The organism is Rhodanobacter sp. UC4448_H15 (assembly GCF_052978265.1).
The window spans coordinates 3403875-3423977 of sequence record NZ_CM129665.1 but is presented as its reverse complement, the minus strand read 5'-3'; the positions used below and the strand labels follow the sequence as shown (position 1 = coordinate 3423977).

At 68.4% G+C, this 20103-nt stretch carries 12 protein-coding genes; 6 read left to right on the top strand and 6 right to left on the bottom strand.

Annotated elements, in window-relative coordinates:
* The first annotated feature begins 49 nt into the window (after window positions 1-49).
* The 3 genes from ubiH (at window position 50) to ACVCMI_RS15815 (ending at window position 3352) form a co-directional block, all read left to right on the top strand.
* On the top strand, window positions 50-1273 hold the full coding sequence (gene ubiH / locus ACVCMI_RS15825; RefSeq protein WP_447098165.1) for a 2-octaprenyl-6-methoxyphenyl hydroxylase: 1224 nt from the start codon (window positions 50-52) through the stop codon (window positions 1271-1273).
* Window positions 1270-2481: a UbiH/UbiF/VisC/COQ6 family ubiquinone biosynthesis hydroxylase gene (locus tag ACVCMI_RS15820; protein ID WP_447098166.1), complete on the top strand. Its 1212-nt coding sequence runs from the start codon at window positions 1270-1272 to the stop codon at window positions 2479-2481. Before ubiH ends, ACVCMI_RS15820 begins: the two co-directional genes overlap by 4 nt.
* Window positions 2482-2563: 82 nt before the next feature.
* Window positions 2564-3352: a dienelactone hydrolase family protein gene (locus ACVCMI_RS15815; protein WP_395120079.1), complete on the top strand. Its 789-nt coding sequence runs from the start codon at window positions 2564-2566 to the stop codon at window positions 3350-3352.
* A 10-nt stretch (window positions 3353-3362) separates the two neighbouring features.
* Here the strand turns inward: ACVCMI_RS15815 and ACVCMI_RS15810 are convergent, their stop codons facing one another.
* From ACVCMI_RS15810 to ACVCMI_RS15785, 6 genes are all read right to left on the bottom strand, one after another.
* Window positions 3363-5255: a GGDEF domain-containing response regulator gene (locus ACVCMI_RS15810; protein ID WP_395120078.1), complete on the bottom strand. Its 1893-nt coding sequence runs from the start codon at window positions 5253-5255 to the stop codon at window positions 3363-3365.
* Window positions 5256-5453: 198 nt separating this feature from the next.
* Window positions 5454-6521 (bottom strand): uroporphyrinogen decarboxylase, encoded by a 1068-nt coding sequence (hemE, locus tag ACVCMI_RS15805; protein ID WP_447098167.1) that lies wholly within the window; start codon window positions 6519-6521, stop codon window positions 5454-5456.
* A gap of 21 nt (window positions 6522-6542) precedes the next feature.
* The gene (locus ACVCMI_RS15800; protein ID WP_395120076.1) at window positions 6543-6803 is read right to left on the bottom strand and encodes a WGR domain-containing protein; all 261 of its coding nucleotides are present in this window, start codon (window positions 6801-6803) and stop codon (window positions 6543-6545) included.
* Window positions 6804-6909: 106 nt separating this feature from the next.
* The gene (locus ACVCMI_RS15795; protein ID WP_447098168.1) at window positions 6910-10659 is read right to left on the bottom strand and encodes a translocation/assembly module TamB domain-containing protein; all 3750 of its coding nucleotides are present in this window, start codon (window positions 10657-10659) and stop codon (window positions 6910-6912) included.
* A gap of 263 nt (window positions 10660-10922) precedes the next feature.
* The gene (locus ACVCMI_RS15790) at window positions 10923-12698 is read right to left on the bottom strand and encodes an autotransporter assembly complex protein TamA (RefSeq protein ID WP_447098169.1); all 1776 of its coding nucleotides are present in this window, start codon (window positions 12696-12698) and stop codon (window positions 10923-10925) included.
* Window positions 12699-12817: 119 nt separating this feature from the next.
* Window positions 12818-15418 (bottom strand): glycosyltransferase family 2 protein, encoded by a 2601-nt coding sequence (locus ACVCMI_RS15785; RefSeq protein ID WP_447098170.1) that lies wholly within the window; start codon window positions 15416-15418, stop codon window positions 12818-12820.
* Between the two features lie 614 nt (window positions 15419-16032).
* Between ACVCMI_RS15785 and ACVCMI_RS15780 the strand changes: the two genes are divergently transcribed.
* The 3 genes from ACVCMI_RS15780 (at window position 16033) to ACVCMI_RS15770 (ending at window position 19933) form a co-directional block, all read left to right on the top strand.
* Window positions 16033-17313: an HlyD family secretion protein gene (locus tag ACVCMI_RS15780; protein ID WP_447098171.1), complete on the top strand. Its 1281-nt coding sequence runs from the start codon at window positions 16033-16035 to the stop codon at window positions 17311-17313.
* A complete protein-coding gene (locus ACVCMI_RS15775; protein ID WP_447098172.1) occupies window positions 17306-19480 on the top strand; it encodes a peptidase domain-containing ABC transporter in 2175 nt (724 codons plus the stop codon). Before ACVCMI_RS15780 ends, ACVCMI_RS15775 begins: the two co-directional genes overlap by 8 nt.
* Window positions 19481-19756: 276 nt before the next feature.
* Window positions 19757-19933 carry a hypothetical protein gene (locus tag ACVCMI_RS15770; protein ID WP_447098173.1) on the top strand — a complete coding sequence of 59 codons (177 nt, stop codon included), beginning with the start codon at window positions 19757-19759 and terminating at the stop codon, window positions 19931-19933.
* Window positions 19934-20103: the final 170 nt, after the last annotated feature.

Genomic DNA, 20103 nt, shown 5'->3' with positions numbered 1-20103 from the left:
GCGGCCGGCCCGATGCGTCGGTGCGGCGTCGACGCGTATCATCCGTGGCATGAATCCCTCCGGCTCCCCTGTTTGCGGCAGCGTATTGATCGTCGGTGGCGGCCTGGTCGGTGCCAGCCTGGCGATCGCACTGGACGCGGCCGGTGTCGCCGCCACCCTGGTCGAGACCGCCGCGCCGCGCGCCGATGCGCAGCCCAGCTACGACGAGCGCAACCTCGCGCTGGCCAGGGCCACCGTCAACGGGCTCGACGCGATCGGCGTATGGCAGCACGCTGCCGCCCGCGCCACGCCGATCCGGCACATCCGGGTCAGCCGTGCCGGTGAATTCGGCAGCGCGCGCATCGACGCAGACAAGCAAGGCGTCGACGCGCTGGGCTGGACCCTGCCGGCGCGCGAACTCGGCGCGGCCCTGCTGCGCCGGCTCGACGCCTGTACCCGGCTGACCCGGCTCGCCCCCGCCACGCTGTCCGCGCTCGAACCGCTGGCTGGCGGTTGGCGCGCGCAGGTCAACACCGCCGACGGCACACGCCACATCGACACGCCGCTGCTGGTCGGCGCCGACGGCACCGGCTCGTTCGTGCGCACGCAACTGGGCATCGACGCCGAGCACCACGATTATCGGCAGACCCTGTTCGTCTGCACCGTCACCCCCGAGCGCGATCACGCCAGCCGCGCCTTCGAGCGTTTTTCCGATGCCGGTCCGATCGCCTTGCTGCCGCTGGCCGAACGCCGCTGCGGGCTGGTGTTGACGGTGGCCGCGGACGAAGCGGCTGCGGTGGCCGCACTGGATGACGCCGCCTTCATCGAGCTGGCGCAGCAACGCTTCGGCTGGCGCCTGGGGCGACTGAGCCGACCGGGCAGGCGCCATCCCTACGCGATCCACCGCGTCGCGGCGGCGCAATTGATCGCATCGCGCGCGGTGCTGATCGGCAATGCCGCGCAAACCGTGCATCCGATCGGCGCGCAAGGCTTCAACCTGGGCTTGCGCGATGCGCTGACCCTGGCCGAGCTGGTGGCCGCGCAGGCCGATCCCGGCGACGCGGACATGCTCGCCCGCTATGCAGCACGCCGCGCGCCGGATCGCGAAGGCACCATGGCGATGAGCCACGGCCTCGTGCAACTGGCCTGCCTGCGGCAACCGTTGCTGGCACCGCTGCGCTCGCTGGCCTTGCTGGCCTGCGACCGGTTGCCGCCGCTGCAGCGGGCGCTGGCGCGGCGCGGCATGGGCTTTCGCGGTACGCCGCCGCGCGCCGTGCTGGAGCGGGTGCCATGAACGCCGCCATCGGCGAGGTCGCCCCGCGCCGCCGCGCCGCGGCACTCGACGTGGCCGTGGTCGGCGGCGGCATGGTCGGCGCGGCGGCTGCACTCGCGCTGGCCCGCGCGGGTTTCAGCGTCGCCCTGCTGGAAGCACGGGCGCCGCGGCCGTGGTGCGCAGATGCCGAGGTGGACCTGCGCGTGGTCGGGCTGGCGCCCTCGTCGATCGCGCTGCTGGATGACATGGACGTCTGGACGTCCATCCGCCAGGCGCGTGCCTCGGCCTACCGGCGCATGCATGTGTGGGACGACGCCAGCGGCGCGTCGATCGACTTCGATGCCGCTGCGGAAGGTCGCGACCTGCTCGGCTGCATCGTCGAGAACAGCCTCGTGCAATGGACGCTGTGGCAGGCGCTGGAAACAGCTGGTGTCCGCCGGCTGTGTCCGGCCGAAGTGACGGCTTTCGAGGCGCGCGACGATCGCATCCAGTTGCAACTGGCCGATGGCGCGACGCTGCCTGCTGCCGTGCTGGTGGCCGCCGACGGCGCCGGCTCGCCGCTGCGCCAGCTGGCCGGCATCGGCACGCGCGGGCGCGATTACGCGCAGCGTGCGGTGGTGGCGCATGTAGACACCGAGCGCGCGCATGAAGATACGGCGTGGCAGCGCTTCCTGCCGGGCGGCCCGCTCGCCCTGTTGCCGCTGGCCGACGGGCGCAGCTCGATCGTGTGGTCGCTGCCCGAGGCCGAGGCGCAGCGCGTGCTGGCGCTGGACGACCGGCGCTTCTGCGACGAGCTCGGCGCCGCCAGCGATTTCCGCCTGGGCCGGATTACCGGCAGCACGGCGCGCGCCGCGTTTCCGTTGAAGCTGCAACTGGCCGAGCGTTACCAGGCCGAGCGCTTCGTGCTGCTGGGCGACGCCGCGCATGCGGTGCATCCGCTGGCCGGGCAGGGCGTCAACCTGGGCCTGCGCGACGTGGCCGAGCTGCGCGACACCCTGGTCCAGGCGCGTGCGGCAGGCCGCGACATCGGCGCTGAACACGTGCTGCGTCGCTATGCGCGGCGCCGGCGCAGCGCCGACACGCTGGATGCGCTCGGCTTCGACGCGCTCGCGCGCATCTACGCCTGGCAGTCGCCGCCGCTGGTCGCCGCGCGCGCCGTCGGCGTGCGCTTGCTCGATCGGCTGGCGCCGTTGAAGCGGCGCCTGTCGGATCACGCCGCAGGACTTTAGATCTTTGCCCTCGCCTGCGACCGAAGGAGGTTCCTCGGGAACGCGCAGGGGAGGGCAGCGTAACGCCACCGGAGGATCGACCATGCGCATCGCCCGACTCTGCTGTCTGCTGTTGCTTGCCGGATCAAGCCTCGCCGTCCAGGCGAAGATGGTGCATCGCCCGGTCGAATGGACGCAGGACGGCACCCGTTTCCACAGCGTGCTGGTCTACGACGACGCCACGCTGGTCAAACGCCCCGGCCTGGTGATGGTGCCGAACTGGTACGGCGTGAACGACGCGGCCGTGAAGAAGGCCGAGATGATCGCCGGCAAGGATTACGTGATCCTGCTCACCGACATGTACGGTGCGGACGTGCGCCCGACCACGAATGCGCAGGCGCAGGCCGCGGTGAAGCCGCTGTATGGCGATCGCGCGCTGATGCGCAAGCGGATCGGCGTGGCGCTGGAGCAATTGAAGGCACAGGTCGCCGGCGCGCCGCTCGATCCCGCGAAGCTGGCGGCGATCGGTTTCTGTTTCGGCGGCTCGGCGGTGCTCGACCTGGCGCGCAGCGGCGCTGACGTGGCGGCGGTGGTGTCGTTCCACGGCGGGCTGGCCACCGACGATCCGATGCTGGCCAAACACATCAAGGCGCGCGTGCTGGCGATGAACGGCGCCGACGACAAGGGCACCATGCCGGACGCAGGCAAGTTCATGGACGAGATGCGCATGAGCCCCGCCGATTGGCAGTTCGTGGTGCTCGGCCACGCGGTGCACTGCTTCACCGAGGTCGGCGAGAACTCGCCCGGCTGCCGCTACGACGCCGCGGCCGCGGCGCGCAGCTACCGGCTGATGCACGACTGGCTGGATCACGCGTTCGCCGGCACGCCCTGAGGCGTCGCGCTCAGCCTTCCAGGTAAAGCTTGCCGTCCTCGTAGCGGCAGGTGCGGTTGCGACCCTTCTTCTTGGCCGCGTAAAGCGCCTTGTCGGCGGCGTTGACCAGGGCGCCGGGGTCGGCCATGCCGTCCTCGCGCGCGGCCAGGCCGATACTGATCGTCACGCCCAGTTGCTGGTCCTCGACGGCCACCCGCAGGCCGGCCACCGCCTTGCGCAGGCGCTCGGCCGCGTGCAATGAGGAGGACAAGTCGGCATTGCGGCAGATCACCAGGAACTCCTCGCCGCCCATGCGGCACACGGCGTCCTCCTTGCGCGCGGAGCGGCGGATGGTGCGGGCCACTTCGAGCAGCACCTGGTCGCCTACCGCGTGGCCGTGGGTGTCGTTGACCTCCTTGAAGCGGTCGATGTCGATCATCATCATCGTCACCGGATCGCCGGAGCGTTCGGCCATGCTCCACGCCTGGGCCAGCGACTCCATCCCCGCGCGCCGGTTCTGCAGGCCGGTGAGCTGGTCGATCAGGGCGTAGTGCTGCAGCTTGCGGTTGCTCATCGCCAGTTCGGCGGAGAACCGCTTGAGCTGCGCGCGGTCGTGCTCCCACTGGTTGAGCAGCTTCACGTACTGGCGCGCCGCGCCCATCCGCAACGGCAACATGCGGGCGGCCTGGGCCGGGCTCACGCAATCGTTGATCTGCGCCTCGGTGGCCAGGCGGATTTCGGTTTCGGACGTCACGCTGGCCAGCACGATCAGGTAGATCGACTGGCCCCACGGCGTGGCGCGCAGCGCGCGGCACAGCGCCCAGCCGTCCAGCCCGGGCATGCGCGAGTCGGCGATCACCACCTGCGGCATCAGCTGCACGGCCAGCGCGAGGCCTTCCTCGCCGCTTCCGGCCGAGTGCACCACCTGATCGGGCATGCCGCCGAGGATCTCCGCCAGCATCGCGCGCACCGGCGCCGCGCTGGCCACCCACAGCACGCGCGAGACCTCCACGGCGGGCGCGTTGTCAGCGGCGGCGGCCGGGGTGGCGACGAGGTCGGTGAAGGCCGACACGTTGTCGTCGGGAACTTGCAGCACCGCGCTCCAGTCGTGCCATTGCGCATGCACCTGGTCGAGCAGGATGCCGAGTTCGCCGGCGTCCAGGCCGATCTTGCCGCCCAGCAGCATCAGCTCGCCGATGTGCTGGGTACGCTGCTCGTCCGGCGCCAGGCTCAGGTCGGCCAGCCGCCTGGCCAGGTGGAACAGCCGGGTGAGCTGGTACGGACGCGAGCCCTCGGCGAAGCTGGCCGACTCGACGTTTTCGTGGAAGAACACCGGCTCGGCCAGTGCCCGCGGGATGCCGCAGTCTTCGAGGATCACCGCGGTGAGTTCGTTGTGGTCGACGTGCAGCAGTTGCCGCTCGGCCTCCACCGTGGTCTCGCCGCCGCGTTGCAGCAGCTGCGCGTATTCCTCGGGGTACAGCGTGGCCAGCGCCAGCTGCCCGATGCGGGCGAGCAGGCCACAGGCGAACAGCTCATCCGGCGACGCGAGCCGCACCCGCTTGCCGAGCTCCTGCATGGCCACCGCCATCAGCAGCGAGTGCGACCAGAAGCGCGGGTAGTCGAAGCTCTTGCAGGCGCCGCTGCGGTACTGGTCGACCAGCGAGAAACCCATCGCCAGCTGGCGCACGGCGGCCAGGCCGAGGCGAATGATCGCCTCGGGGATGCTGGCCAGCGGGCGGCCGCCGATGCTGGCGGCGTTGGCCATGTGCAGCAGGCGCCCGCTGGTGACCGGGTCGCTCTGCACCAGGCGGCTGATTTCCTCCAGCGTCGCGTCGTCGCGGCGACTGATCTGCATGATCGCCAGCGCCACACCCTTCGGGCTGGGCAGGCCGCCGTTGATTCGCAGTTGTTCGATGGCCTTCATGCAGCTGCTCGTTGGGTCGATGACGCACACGGTACGCGGGATGCGGGCGGATGTGCGACTGCCGCGCATCTCATGCCGGGCCGCGAGGCATTCGGCCTGCCGCAGGCCGCGGCCTGGCTGCTCGCACCGGGGTCCATGCCACTGGGGTATCGGCGTCGCGTCGCCGATCTTGAGTGCCGCGCGCGCGCCGGTCCTCGATCAGGCGCGCAGCGTGCGCCCGTAGGCGTGCACCTCGTCCACCAGCACCTTGACGTGCTCGGGATCGACCTCCGGGGTGATGCCGTGGCCGAGGTTGAACACGTGGCCGGGGTGGTTGCCGTAGCTGTCCATCACCGCGCGGGCCTCGCGGCGGATCACCGCCGGGCTGGCGCGCAGGATCGCCGGATCGAGGTTGCCTTGCAGCGCCGCGCGGCCCGCCACGGCGGCACGCGCGTCGGCCAGGTCGACCGTCCAGTCCACGCCAAGCGCCGCGCAGCCGCTGTCGGCCAGCGCCGCCAACTGGCCATGGGCGCCCTTGGAGAACAGGATCACCGGCAGTTCGCGCGAAGCGGCGTGCTCTTTCAGCGCGGCCACGATCCGCGTCATGTAGCGCAGCGAGAACTCGCGGAACGGCGCCGGGCCGAGCAGGCCGCCCCAGGTGTCGAAGATCATCAGCGCCTGCGCGCCGGCCGTGGCCTGGGCGAGCAGGTAGGCGGTCACCGCCTGGGCCAGCGTGTCGAGCAGCTGGTGGGCGAGTTTCGGCTCGTTCCAGCACAGCGTCTTGAGCGTGGCGAAATCGCGCGAGCCGTGGCCCTCGACCATGTAGCAGGCCAGCGTCCACGGGCTGCCGGAAAAACCGATCAACGGCACGCGGCCGTGCAGTTCGCGGCGGATCAGCCGCACCGCGTCCATCACATAGCGCAGTTCGCCATCCATGTCCGGCACGGCGAGCCGGGTGATGTCCGCCGCGGTGCGGACGGGGCGCGCGAACTGCGGGCCTTCGCCGTGCGCAAACGAGAGGCCGAGGCCCATCGCGTCGGGAATGGTGAGGATGTCGGAAAACAGGATCGCCGCGTCGAGGTCGAAACGCCGCAGCGGTTGCAGGGTCACTTCGCAGGCGTATTCCGGGTTCTGCGCCAGGCCCATGAAGCTGCCGGCGCGCTCGCGGGTGGCGCGGTACTCGGGCAGGTAGCGGCCCGCCTGGCGCATCACCCAGATCGGCGTGGTGTCGGTGGGCTCGCGGCGCAGCGCGCGCAGGAAGCGGTCGTTGTTCAGGGCATCGGGCATGGCAATCAACGGTGAGGGATTTCAGCGCCCGTACGGGCCTTCCTGGCCCTGGGCGAACATCAGGCGGAAGCCGCGCTTGAGCTGCGCGTCGCGGGTCTTCTCGAACGCGGCAATGGCCGCGTCGCGTTCCAGGAACTGCTCGCGCTTCATGGTGGCGCGCCCGCCCTGGGTGCCCGACTCGCGGTACAGCGTCCAGCCGCCGAGCAGATCCTGCTCCAGCGTGATCTGGACATAGCGCGGCGTGTCGGTACTGCCGGGCACGGATTGCAGGTAGAGGCGCATGGTTTTCCGAAACGGTGCGGACGTGATTGCCGCAGCACCCGCCATTCTAGCGGGCCGGGCCAGGGCCGTCTGCCGCCGCAGCAATCCGTCGGCGGCCGCGGCGGCCCTATCTTTCGAGCCGGTAGTTGAGGCTGGCGCGGCTGAACTCGGTGGCCTGCTGCGCCTCCAGGTTCCAGCGCTTGCTCAGCCGATAGCGCAGGGTGATCACCTCGCCCGGCTCGAACAGGCCCACGCCGTAGCTGAGATAAAGCCGCGGCGAAAGATACTTGCCGACGGTGAACGCCGAACTGCCGCCGAGCGCCTCGTTGCTGGACACGCCGATGTCGTCCAGCCCCAGCTGCGAGCCGATCCGCTTGGCGAGCAGGTCGCCCGCGGCCGAACCCAGCGCCTGCGCCGCGGCGCTGACCATGCTGCCTTCGCCACCCTTGACCTCGGACAGCGGCTTGCCGGTGATCAGGTACGACAGCGCGTCGGACTGCTCCATCACCGGGTTGGAGAACACGGTGAGGATCGGCCGCTGCGCGGTGCCGGAGACGTACAGGCCCACTTCCTGGCCCTCGTCGATGGTGGCGTTGGGGTTGAGCTTGCGCACCGCACGGATGTTCAGGCCGGGGTTGTCGATCGGCGTGCTGGCGAACAGCAGCTGGCCGCGCTGGATCTGCAGGTCCTGTCCGTACGCGCGGTAGGTGCCGTTCACCGCGATCTGGCCCTGGCCGATGGTGGCGCGGCCAGGCTTTTCGATCACCGTCAGCACGCCGCTGAGGCGGCCGTCCAGGCCCATGCCGGTGACGTGGGTCTGCTCGCCCAGGTTGACCTTGACCATCGCGTTCAACGGCGTGCCGCTGGCGGCGCCCTGCGCCTGCCGGGCGTCCACCACCACCACGTCGGGCGAGGCGACGCTGGCGCCGGCGCCGGGCAGCTTGTCCACGTTCACCCGTGCACGGTCGAGGCTCACCGCGCCGGTGATGTCGATGCCGTTGGCGCCTTGCTGCACGAGCAGGTTGGGCGAGAGCACCACGCTGGCCGCAGGGATGTCCACCGCGGTGAACTGGCTGCCCTTGATGGTGAGTCGCGTGGGCTGGGCGCCGTCGAGGCTGGCGCTGCCGTCCACCGCGACACTGCCCTTGCCCGACTGCACGCTGCCGCGGATCTGCAACTGCTGTCCGTCGAACGTGGTCACGTGGAGTTGTCCCTGCGCGAGGGTCAGCCCGGCGGCGGGAATCTCCGCGGTGAAATCGCCCAGCTCGGCCTGGCCCGTCAACAGCGGTTGCGCCAGGCTGCCGGCGAACTGGAAGCGGCCGTCGGCGCGGCCCTTCACGTTGGCCAGTTCGTGGCTGAGCAACTCGACGAAGGCGAGGTTGCCCAGGTGCAATTCCAGCTGGCCGCTCAGCGCCTGTTGCGCGCCGGCGATGCCGAGCTGACCGTCGATGCGGCCGCCATCGTTCAGCGCGGCATGCAGGTCGATCTGCTGGCGCTGCGGCGTGAGGTCGGCGTCGAGCTGCAGGCGGTCGTAGCGCAGCAGCGGCGCGCGCGTGTCGTCGGTGTAGCTGATCGCGCCGTGCGCCGAGCCGATCGACGCCCGGCCGCTCAGCGCGCCGGCTGCGCTGCGGTGGATCTTGCCGCTGCCCTCGATGTCGCCGTCGGCGCGCAGCGGCAGGTCGGCTTCGCCGGTGGCGTTCAACAGCAGCGCCAGCGGCAGGGCCTGCAGCCGATAGCTGGCGTCGAGGTTGCCGGCCTTGTCGCGGCGCGCGCTGGCGCACAGCAGTGGGTCGCCCGCGGTGAGGCACAGGTCGGCAAGCTGCATCGCGCCATCGTCGTAGCCGAGCTGGGTGGCATGCTGCAGACGCCACGGCGGCAGGCCCTGGGGTTCCAGATTCAGCGTCGACAGCGTGCCGCTCCAGCGCGAACCGGCGAGCGCGCCGTGCAGGTCGAGCGTGCCGGACAGCTGGCTGCCGCGCGCCTGCACTTCGAGCCGATGGTTGGAATCGCTGCCTTCGGCCAGCGCGTGGATATCCTGGAATGTCAGCCCCTGCACGGTAGTGTCATCCAGTTGCAGGTCCAGCTTGCCGGCCACGCGGCTGATGTCCGGCAGCCCCACGATCAGGCGCAGGCGCCGTGCGCGCTGCTGCTGCCAGGCCAACGCCTCTCCGTGCAGCTGGCCGTTGATGCCGAGCTTCGGCAGCTTGCCCTGGATTCGCAAATGGCCGTCCAGACGGCCGCTGGCATCGGGCAGCCAGTCGCCGAGCGAGGCGATCGCCAGTTGCAGTTCGGCGTCGTTGCTGGCGCCGGGCCGCGCGGTCAGTTGCAGCGAGCTGGGACCGGAGGCCAGTTCCAGCCGACCGTCCAGCACCCGCTGCGGCGACAGGTGCAGCTTGCCGTGGCCGCTGACCGCGCGCTTGCGCAGGTTGCCGGCGAGCTTGCGGATGTCCAGCGTGGCGTCGAGTCCGTCGGCCGTGCGCCGGCCCTGGCTGGCGATGTCGGCATCGAGCGCGCCGTCCCAGTGCGCCAGCAACTGGCCAGGGTCGAAGGCCTCGGCGCGGACCTCGGCCTGCCACGCCAGCCCCGGTTGCAAGGTCAGCTCGGCGTGCGCCTGGAGCCGGCCCTTGGCTTGTTTCAGGTCGAGCGTGCGCACCTGCAAGCGCTGCGGCGTGCCGTCCAGTTCCAACGCCAGCTGCGCCAGCTTGCCGGGCGGACCCAGCGCGAGATTGCCTTGCACGCGGTACGCGTCGACGCTGCCCGTGGCCTTGAGCTGGCCGTGGCTGGCCAACTCCCGACCAGCCAGCTCGGCCGGCAGTTGCAGGTCGGTCCAGCCGATCTGCAGGTTGGCGGCGAGTGGCTTGGCGTCCAGCTGCACGGTGCCGCTCGCTTCCACGTTGCCCTTGAAGCGCGGCGAGCCGAGCCGGAGTCGTTCGAGCGTGAGCGTGTGGTAGTCGGGGTCGAACCGCGCGCGCAGCGGTTGCAGCAGCACGCGGTACTGGTTCAGGTCGAGCTGGCCTTCGAGCGTGCCGCCGTGGCGGTTGCCGTGCCCCGCGAGCGAGAACGCCAGCGATTGCAGCGAGCCTTCGCCGAGCAGCGGCGCGGGGTCGAAACGCGGCGCCTCGAGCGTGCCGCTCCAGCCGAATTCGCCAGCCTGGGCGAGTTCGGCGTGCAGCTTCATCGGCGCCGGTGCGGTGAGCGCGCCATCCAGCGTGGCCCGCCTGCCGTCGCTGTGGATCGAGAGCGTGCCGGCGACATCGGTGTCGCCGGCTTTCCACGCAAAGCCCAGCGTGCCGTTGCCTTGATAACTCTTGCCGAAGACCAGCTCGCCGGCGAGATCGGCATGGCCGTCCGGTGCGCGCAGCGCGAGCTGGCGCAGCGCGATGCCGCGGTCGGTCCAGCGCCCGGCCAGGTCGAGCCGATCGGCGGCAAACACGTCCTTGCCCGCCTGCGTCACCTTGATCGGGCCGACGTGCACGCGATCCAGGATCAGCTCCACCGGCAGATGCAGCGACAGGCTGCCGGAGCTTGCGCTTTCATCGGTGCTGGCGGCGGGCAACGCCACCGTGACGCGCTCCACGTCGAGCGCGGTCAGGTGCACGCGCTTGCCCAGCAGCGACCAGAAGCGCAAGTCCAGCCGCACCGTGGCCAGATCCACCACGGTGCCGTGGCCGTCGTCGTAGCGCACGCCGGAAAGTTGCAGCGGCCCGGCCAGCCGCCCCTGCGCCTGCTGCACCTGCAACGTGCCGCCACTCAAGGATTGCGCACGCGCCAGGGCGAACCGCAGGCCCGGAGCGGTGCCGAGCAGCCACCACGACGCCAGCGTCGCCACCAGCAGCAGCGCGACAGCGGCGACGGCAATGCGCTTGATCCACTTCATGCCGTCAGCCTGCTCCGCTTGCCGTTTACGCGGATGGAATTTCCACTGCCGTTCGCCCTGAGCGTAGCGAAGCGCACGCGGGGAGGGGCCATGGATGGCCGCTGCTTTGGGGAGCGAGGAAGTCGAAGGGCAGTCTTCCGCGGGGCGCCCTTCGACTTCGGCCTTTCAGGCCTGCGCTCAGGGAGAGCGGTGGTGGGTGAGGTGTTTGTGGTGAGCGTCATGTTCAATAGTCAATAGTTCAGCCTTTCCCGAATCCCGGCTGCTCACAGATCCGGCCCGATCACCACGTGCAACTCGATGCCGTGATGGTCCGAATCGTGGATCGGCGTGCCGAGGTCGAGCCGGACCATGCCCACCGGCGAGCGCCAGCGCAGGCCCAGGCCGGCGCCGATCTTCGGGCGGAAATCGGTGCCGGTGTAGGCGTTGCCGGCGTCGACGAAGGCGGCCATGCCCCAGTTGCGGGTGAAGTAGTGCTCCACCTCGGTACCGGCCACCAGCAGGTTGCGTCCGCCGATGACGCGGTCGTAGCTGTTGCGCGGGCCGATCGACTGGTAGCCGTAGCCGCGCACGGAGCGGTCGCCGCCGGCGAAGAAACGCAGTTGCGGCGGCAGCGCGGCGAAGTCGTCGGTGCGGGTGATGCCGGCGCTGCCGCGCAGGATCAGCCGGTTGCGCTGTTTCGCTCCGAACGCGCGGATCCACTTGGCGTCGGCGCTGACCTGATTGAAGCTCGCGTCGGAGAGCAGGCTGCCGGCGGTGCTGCGCGCGGCCAGGGTCAGCGACCAGCCGCGGTGCACGAAGGCGGGGTTGTCGGCCTGCTTGCGGGTCAGCGAGGCTTCGGCGAACACCTCGGTGCTGCGGCCGTGCTCGATGCCCGGCGTGTTGTCCGGTTCGCGCCCGCGCTTGCCCACGGTGAAGGTGCCGGCCAGCGCATGCACGCCCAGCGTGCGCGTCCAGCCGTGCCACTGGCGCGTTTCGTTGCCGACCAGCTCCAGCGTCCGCGATTGCGAGGTGTCGGTGTCGGCGTCGCGGAAATTCGCGCCGACGTTGTAGCTGCGCTGGTCCGGGCCGGGCAGCGGGATGGTGTACATGGTCGAGAGCGTTTTCAGCCGCTGCGCCACCACCAGTTCGTTCTTCCACTTGTGCCCGCGCCGGTTGACCCAGCGCCGCTCGATGCCGCCGCGCACGCCGAAGCCGGTATCGGTGCCGATGAACGGGCCGCCGGTGTAGATCGTGCGCTTGGCCGGGGCCAACTGCACGGTGACGTCGACGACGCCGTGCTTCGCCTCGTCGACGTCGGGCAGCACGTTGACCACGGCAAAATAGTCCGCGCCGTTCAAGGCCTGCTGCAGGGTCAGCAACTGGTCCTGTGAAAAATAGTCGCCGGACTGGAACGGAACGTAGCGGTCGAGGAAGCCCTCGTTGAATTGCGAGCCCTCGAAGTGCACCTGGCCGTAGCGATAGCGCGGGCCGACTTCCCACCCCAGCTTGACCACCGCGCGCCGCTCGCCGCGGTTCACCTCCACCCGGTGGGTGAGCAGGCGGGCGTCGAGGTAGCCGTTGGCGGTCAGCTGCGCGCTCATGGCGTCGCGCGCCTCCTCGTAGGCTTCGTGGTTCAGCGTCTTGCCGGCGAGCCGCTCGATCGCGCGGCGCGCGCGGCGGATCGGCGCGATCCTGCCCGCGGCATCATCGAGCTGCAGTTCGACCTTGGCCACCTTGACCGGCTCGCCGGGCGTCACATGCACGTCCACCCGCCAGTCCGCACCGACCTGCCTGAGCTCGCCGGTGACGCTGGCGTCGTAGTAGCCGTAGGGCTGCAGCGCCGCGCGCACCTGCTCCGGCACGCGCTGGTACAGGCGCGCGGCCTGCGCGGCGGTGACCTCGCGTTTGGCGTACTGCGACAGCTCCAGGCGGTCGATCACCGCCGCCTTCAGCGGATCTTCCACGCCGTCCACGTGCAGCGCGACGCCCGCGTGCGCCAGCGAAGCCAGCGCAAGCAACGGCAACAACAGCAGGCTCAGGCGTCGGCGGCATCGGCGCATGCGCGAAGGGCGTCCTTGGACGGGATGACAGGTCGCCGCAGCTTACCCAAATGGGCGTAGGGCTCGCATGAATGCCGGCAGGTGGCTTCGGTGCCCGGGCCTGCGGGCCACGCTGGATTTCAACCGGCCTTGTCGCCCGATCGATGCGCGATCCACGCACCGGTCACCGCCGACACGTAGGGGATCGACTGCGCGGCGAGGATGATCATCCACAACGTGCCCTCGATGTAACGCGTGCCGAACGCCTCGGCCATGCCGGCGATGCACAGCATCAGCGCCAGCGCCATCAGCAACTCCTCGCGCACCGGCGCGAACGCGGCGAAGTTGCTGCCGCCCAGGCGGCGGCTCTTGGCGGTGACCACGAACGAGGTCTTCTCGCGGGTCAGTCCGTGCAGGATGCCGCGGGCGATCGCGTGGGAGAGGCCCATGCTGGCCAGCGAGGCCATCAGCGTGTCGCGCCAGCTGCAGGGCACGCGGGCGCGGTACAGCACGATGCCGAAGATCGCCTTGGCGAAGAAGAAGCCGATCACCGGGATCAGGAACAGCTGCATCGGCAGGCTGAAGTACTGCGGAAAGGCGACCATGCCGGCGGTCCAGAACAGCGCCATCAGGGTGAAGATCAGATGCAGCGCGTCGGCGAACCAGCTGAACCAGCCGGTGAGGAAGTGGAAGCGCTGGCCGGCCGAGAGCGGGCCCTTCTGCGTCATCCAGTGCCAGCGGCCCTTGAGGATCTGCATCGCGCCGAAGGCCCAGCGGTAGCGCTGGCTCTTGTACGCCTTGAAGTCGGCCGGGGTCAGGCCCTTGCCCATCAGTTCGTCGACGTAGACCAGGTCGTAACCGGCATGCATCAGGCGCAGGCCCAATTCCGCATCCTCGCAGATGGTCCACTCCGACCAGCCGCCGGTGCCTTCCAGCGCGCTGCGCCGAACCATCGTCATGGTGCCGTGCTGGATGATCGCGTTGCGCTCGTTGCGGTGGTGCATGCCGATGCGGAAGAAGCCGTCGTACTCCCACGCGGTCATGCGGCGGAACGTATTCTGCTCGAACTCGCGGTGCGCCTGCGGGCACTGCACCACGGCGACCTTGGGGTCGTGGAAGTAGCCGGTGAGCGTGGACAGCCAGTCGGCGCGCACCTCGTAGTCGGCGTCGATCACCGCCACCACGTCGGCCTCGGGCGCGGTTTCCTTCAGGCCGAAGTTCAGTGCGCCGGCCTTGTAGCCTGGCCACGGCGCCAGGTGGAAGAAGCGGAAGCGCTTGCCGAGCTTTTCGCAGTACGCCTGCACCGGCTGCCACACCGCCGGGTCCTTGGTGTTGTTGTCGATCACCAGCACTTCGTAGTTCTGGTAATCCAGCGCGGCCAGCGAATCGAGCGTGACGATCACCATCTCCGGCGGCTCGTTGTAGCAGGCCAGGTGGATCGACACGAACGGCTGCTGGTCCGGATGATCCGGCGTCAGCATGCCGGCGTGGCGCATCCACTTCGGCCGCCACAGCACCTCGGTGAACTCGAAGCCGTTGATCAGCAGGATCGCCAGGATCGCGATCTGCGCCGGGAACAGCAGCGTGAGCATGGTCCAGTCGACCCAGCTCAGGTAGAAATTGAAAGGCAGCGTCGCCGCCCACACGATCAGTCCGCAGGCGAGCTGGATCAGCGCGCAGAAGAAGAACTTTCCGACCAGCTTGAAGCGGCTGAAGCGGCGCGCAAACAGGATCATCGGCAGCAATGCCAGCAGGCTCGCCGCCAGCGCCTTCCACGGCCAGGCGGTGTCCTCCACCACCGGCCCGGTCAATGGGAACTTCAGTTGGCGGTCGGCGTTGAAGATGCCCCAGTACGCGCCGGTGCGGCCTTCGCCGAGGTTCTCCTTCCACGGCTGGTCGAACGCTTCGAGCAGGTAGTACTCGATGTGCGCGGCCTTGGCCCGGTTCATCCAGTCGCGGACGAAGATCGCCTCGTTGGAGGTCGACGGGTCGGCGTATTCGTGGCGGTCGCCGTTCGACGGCCAGCCGATCTCGCCCACCACCACCGGCTTGCCGGGGAATCGCTGCACGATCGACTCGTACGCGCCATAGGCCGCGTCCACCGCGTTGTGGCGCACCACGCCGTTCCAGAACGGAAACAGGTGGATGGTGATGTAGTCCACGTGCTGCGCCAGCTCGGGGTACTTCAGCCAGATGTAGTCCGGCTCGGCGATCGACACGGGCTGGCGCACCGCCGCGCGCACGCGGTCGAGGTAGGCCATCATCTGTTCCGGCGTGAGGTCGTTGCGGAACAGCACCTCGTTGCCCACGATCACGCGGGTGATCGTGTCCGGGTAGGCGCGCGCCTTGGCGATCAGCAGCTCGATCTCGCGTTCGTTGTTCTCCAGCCGTTTGTCGATCTCCGCGCCGGCCATCACCTTCAACCCCTGCTGCTGTGCCAGCCGGTACACCTGCGGGTTCTGCTGCATGGTGTAGGTGCGGATGTGGTCGGTGTAGCGGTGCAGCAGCTTGAGGTCGGCGCCGAGCTCCTCGTCGCTCGGGTAGCTCTGCTTGAACGGGCTCTGGTAGCGCTGGAAGAACGACACCGCGAAGCCGCTGATCTTGCCGTGCCAGTCGTCCGGCCCGTGCGGGTAGTTGCCCCCCCACCACAGCGCGATGTTCAGCGCCGCCGCCAGCAGGGCCAACACGATGGCGGTGAACAGCGGATACCGGCTGTTGGAGTTGGCTGCGGTGGCGCTCAAAAAAATCCCCGGCGGAGCCTGCGCAACAGGCGGTGGAGCCTGCGGAGCTTAACCAATGCGGGGCCTCCGGCTCAATCGAACCGCCCGGCGCCGGTCAGCGCCAGGTCAGGGCCGATGGCCGTGGCGGCGGATCCGCGGCGGGTCGCGGCAGGAGATCTGGGCGACCATGTGCTCACCGATTGACCGGCGGGGCGGCGGAATGCGTTGACACGATTGTCGGGAAAGGGTTCGCCGTCAGTCCCGCAAATGCCCCTGTCGTCAATCCGCAGATTGAAAGCATCTCGCGGGAATGGCTTCGCCGAGGGAGATTCCCCGCGGCGATGTTGGCAAATCCGCCTTGCAACCCGTGCACGCTGAACGAAAGTTCCTGCTGATTCGCTGAGCGTTCGGCTGCACCTGGGCGCCCAGCCGATCCATCGCATTCCAGTCGGCACAACGGATGGCGCGTAGAGGCGACTTTTTGCCTGCGCACGCACGATTTTGCGATGCGTCGCGACTGAGAAAATTTCCTATGGACACCTGCTGGCGAGCTGAGAATCCTGAAATAGGCGGTGTGCGACAAGCGCCCCGCTGAACGCTTCAGGGAGCCACATCGAGCCAGCGGGGAATCGGGTTTGTCGCAGGGATTGTTCCGACAGGAAGTCATCGAGGCGAAGCGCGGTGAGTGGCTGGGCTCGATCATCGTCGCCACGCCGCTGTCTCGTTGGGCGCTCACCACGCTGGCGCTGATCCTGGCCGCGGCGATCATGCTGTTTCTCCTGCTCGGTCATTACACCCGCCGCGAAACCGTCACTGGCCAACTGGTGCCCAACAGTGGCGTGCTCACGGTCGCAGCACCCGGCGTGGGCACGGTGACGCGCCTGCTTGTTCGCGGCGGCCAACACGTTGAGGCCGGCGACGCGCTACTTGAGCTGTCCAGCAAGCAGGACAGCACGGCACTCGGCGATACCCACACCCTGGTGGCGCAACAACTCGACATCCAGCGCGCGCGTCTGCGCAGCGACCTCGCCAACCAGAATCAACTCGCCACGCAGCAGGCGGATGCCCTGCGCGCCAAGGTCGTGCTTCTGCAAGCGCAGCTCAAGCAGATCGATGGGCAATTGGCGCTGCAGCAACAGCAGGTCAGCAGCAACCAGCAGTTGCTGGCGCGGATCAAGCCACTCGGCGTCAAGGGCTACGTCTCGGCGGTGCAGATCCAGCAGCAGACCACTGCTGTGCTTAATGCGCAGGCGCAGTACAAGCAGTTGCGACGCCAGCAACTCGAGGCGCGCCAGCAACTGGACAGCGCCGACCAGCAACTGGCGCAGCTGCCGCTGGATGAGGCGACCAAACGCAACGACACCGAGCGCCAGTTGGCTGCGCTCACCCAGTCCATAGCGCAGAACGAGCAGCAGCGCGCGATCGTCTTGCATGCGCCGCGCGCTGGCGTGGTCTCCACCGTGCTGCTGAAGCCCGGGCAGATGGTCAGTGCCGGCCAGCCGCTGTTGTCGATCCTGCCGGCCGGTTCGCTGATGCAGGCACAGTTGCTGGTGCCCAGCCGCGCCATCGGCTTCATCGAGCCGGGCAGCCGCGTGGTGATGCGCTATCAGGCGTTCGCCTACCAGAAGTTCGGCCAGCAGTACGGCCACGTCACCGACATCTCGCGCAGCGCGCTGAGCCCCGCCGACGTGGCGACACTCATCGGCGAGCGGCCGCAGACCGCGCAGCCGATGTATCGCGTGCAGGTGGCGCTGGACAGCCAGCACGTGCTGGCCTACGGCAAGCCCGAACCGGTCAGGCCCGGCATGGCGCTGGAGGCCGACATCCTGATCGATCGTCGCCGCCTGATCGAGTGGGTGTTCGAGCCGCTGTACGGCATGGCGCATCATCTGGCGGGAGGGTCCGCGCATGGCTGATGGCGGCCAGCAGGCACGCTCAAAGGAGCGTTCGCGCGGCTATCGTGTCGCCTTGCAGTTCGGCTGGCGCCGGGCGCTGCCGATGATGCTGCAGACCGAAGCCGCCGAATGCGGCGTGGCTTGCCTGGCGATGGTCGCGCGCTTCCACGGCCACGACGTCGACCTGGTCGGCCTGCGCCGGCGCTTCTCCACTTCGCTCAAGGGCGCCACCCTGGCGCGGGTGATGGCGATGGCTGGCCAGCTCGGCCTCACCTGCCGCCCGCTGAAACTGGAGCTGGAAGAGCTGGCGCAGCTCAAGACCCCGTGCGTGCTGCACTGGGACCTCAATCACTTCGTGGTGCTCAAGCGCGTGGGCAAGCGCAGCGTGGTGATCCACGACCCGGCATGTGGCATCCGCAAGCTGAGCCTGCGCGAGGTGTCTGCGCATTTCACCGGTGTGGCGTTGGAGCTGAGCCCGGCCGCCGACTTTGCGCCGGTCGTCGAGCGCCAGGCGGTGTCCCTGCGTGCGTTGACCGGCACCGTCCGCGGCCTGCTGCCCGCGCTGGGGCAGATCCTGCTGCTGGCGCTGGCGCTGGAGGTGTTCGCGCTGGTCGGCCCGTTCTACATGCAATGGGTGCTCGACCAGGTGCTGGTCTCCGCCGATCGCGACCTGCTGACCCTGCTCGGCCTGGGCTTCATCGGCGTGGCGATCTTCTCGGCGATCATCACGGCGGCGCGTTCGTGGGCGGTCACCTGGTTGGGTGCCACGCTCAACGTGCAGTGGGCCAGCAACCTGTTCAACCACCTGATGCACCTGCCGCTGGATTGGTTCGAAAAGCGCCACGTGGGCGACGTGGTGTCGCGCTTCGGCTCGATCCAGACGATCCAGCGCACGCTCACCACGCAGTTCATCGGCTCGCTGCTGGACGGCGTGATGTCGCTGGTGACCCTGGTGGTGATGGCGTTCTACAGCCTCGGGCTCACCGCGCTCGTCGTCGGCCTGTTCGCCGCGTACGGCCTGCTGCGCTGGGCCTTCTTCAACCCGCTGCGCCGGGCCAACGAGGAGCAGATCGTCTACGGCGCCCGCCAGCAGAGCGAGCTTCTGGAATCCATCCGCGGCGCCATGCCGATCAAGCTGGCCAACAAGCAGGACGAGCGGCTGGGCCGCTACGCCAACGCCACGGTGGAAACCGCCAACCGCGGCATTGGCATCCAGCGCCTTGGCATCGCCTTCACGCTCGGCAACCAGCTGATGTTCGGCATCGGCCGCGTGGCAATGATCTGGATCGCCGCCGTGCTGGCGCTGGATGGCAAGTTCTCCGCCGGCATGCTGATCGCCTTCATCGCCTACGCCGACCAGTTCACCAGCCGCGCGGCCGGACTGATCGACAAGTGGGTGGACTTCAGCATGCTCAAGCTGCATGCCGAACGCGTGGCGGATATCGCCCTCACCGCACCGGAGAAGGCCGCCGATGCCGGGTGGACCGGACCAGTCCCCGAGGCCAGCATCGAGCTGCGCAACGTGAGCTTCCGCTACGCCGATGGCGAGCCGTGGATTCTCAAGGACTGCAACCTGCGCATCGAAGCGGGTGAGTCCGTCGCCATCGTCGGCCCAAGCGGCTGCGGCAAGAGCACCCTGGCCAAGATCGTGCTGGGCCTGCTGCAACCCACCGAAGGCGAAGTCCGCTTCGGCGGCATCGACATCCGCAAGCTGGGCCTGGACACCTATCGCCAGTGGATCGGCGCGGTGATGCAGGACGACCAGCTGTTCGCCGGCTCCATCGCCGACAACATCAGCTTCTTCGACCCCGATGCCACACCCGTGCGGATCGAGGCCGCCGCGCGGCTCGCGGCCATTCACGACGACATCGTAGCCATGCCGATGGGATATCAGAGCCTGGTGGGGGATATGGGTTCCAGTCTGTCGGGTGGGCAGAAGCAGCGGGTGATCCTGGCAAGGGCACTGTATCGGCGGTCGAAGCTGCTGGTGCTGGATGAGGCGACCAGTCATTTGGATGTAGCGCGTGAGCGCCAGATCAATGCCGCTGTGCAGCGGCTGTGTATCACGCGCATCGTGATTGCGCATCGACCGGAGACGGCCGCTAGTGCGCGGCGAGCGCTATCCGTTGCACACGGCGCGGTGCAAAATATTTCGTTACGTCCGCATGGAGTGGATGTAGCGGAGTAGCCGAGGCCAAGACGGCATCGTATTCTTGGTTCAAAAAGGGAGCTATGTGATGTACTGTTTATCTAATATCAATACCGAATTTGTTGTGGGTGGGATCGCACCCGTCAACACGACTCCGCCTGGGCTGGATGCAGAGCAAACGGAAGCAGCAGAAAAAGCTCAAGCGGAGCTTGTTAGCGGACTGGTCGACTTTGCAGTTGGATTGTGGGATGGTCTCACTAAGTGAAGGCGTAACTCTATCAAAAACTCTGTCCAAATTTGACGGGAGTATATGAAATGTTGGAACTTTCACAGGCGGATATCGTGAATGTCTGCGGCGGCGACGTTGTGGATAAATCAGATCCACTTTATAAAGTTGGTCACGCAATAGGTGAGACTATAAAGGCGGTCGGTGAAGTTGCTGCAGTGGCGGCACTGGCTATTGCAGCATTTGCAACCGGTGAAGCGTCCTAAGCTGGCCTTGTGATAAGGGGGCCTTGTTCCGCCCTGTTCGGGCAGAACAAGGCTTTTGCCGTTTGTCAAAATGACCGTGCGAGCCCATCTCGATACCTGATTAGTGTCGAACATCAGTTGCCATTTCACCGTTCGCCCTGAGTGTAGGTGCGTAGCGCCGAAGTCGAAGG

Bases quoted from the DNA above. Each gene is read 5' to 3' on its own strand.
- ACVCMI_RS15800 (WP_395120076.1), bottom strand. From the start codon at position 6,803: ATGCGCCTCTACCTGCAATCCGTGCCCGGCAGTACCGACACGCCGCGC.
- ACVCMI_RS15810 (WP_395120078.1), bottom strand. From the start codon at position 5,255: ATGAAGGCCATCGAACAACTGCGAATCAACGGCGGCCTGCCCAGCCCG.
- ACVCMI_RS15775 (WP_447098172.1), top strand. From the start codon at position 17,306: ATGGCTGATGGCGGCCAGCAGGCACGCTCAAAGGAGCGTTCGCGCGGC.
- ACVCMI_RS15790 (WP_447098169.1), bottom strand. From the start codon at position 12,698: ATGCGCCGATGCCGCCGACGCCTGAGCCTGCTGTTGTTGCCGTTGCTT.
- ACVCMI_RS15820 (WP_447098166.1), top strand. From the start codon at position 1,270: ATGAACGCCGCCATCGGCGAGGTCGCCCCGCGCCGCCGCGCCGCGGCA.
- ACVCMI_RS15795 (WP_447098168.1), bottom strand. From the start codon at position 10,659: ATGAAGTGGATCAAGCGCATTGCCGTCGCCGCTGTCGCGCTGCTGCTG.
- ACVCMI_RS15815 (WP_395120079.1), top strand. From the start codon at position 2,564: ATGCGCATCGCCCGACTCTGCTGTCTGCTGTTGCTTGCCGGATCAAGC.
- hemE (WP_447098167.1), bottom strand. From the start codon at position 6,521: ATGCCCGATGCCCTGAACAACGACCGCTTCCTGCGCGCGCTGCGCCGC.
- ACVCMI_RS15770 (WP_447098173.1), top strand. From the start codon at position 19,757: ATGTTGGAACTTTCACAGGCGGATATCGTGAATGTCTGCGGCGGCGAC.
- ubiH (WP_447098165.1), top strand. From the start codon at position 50: ATGAATCCCTCCGGCTCCCCTGTTTGCGGCAGCGTATTGATCGTCGGT.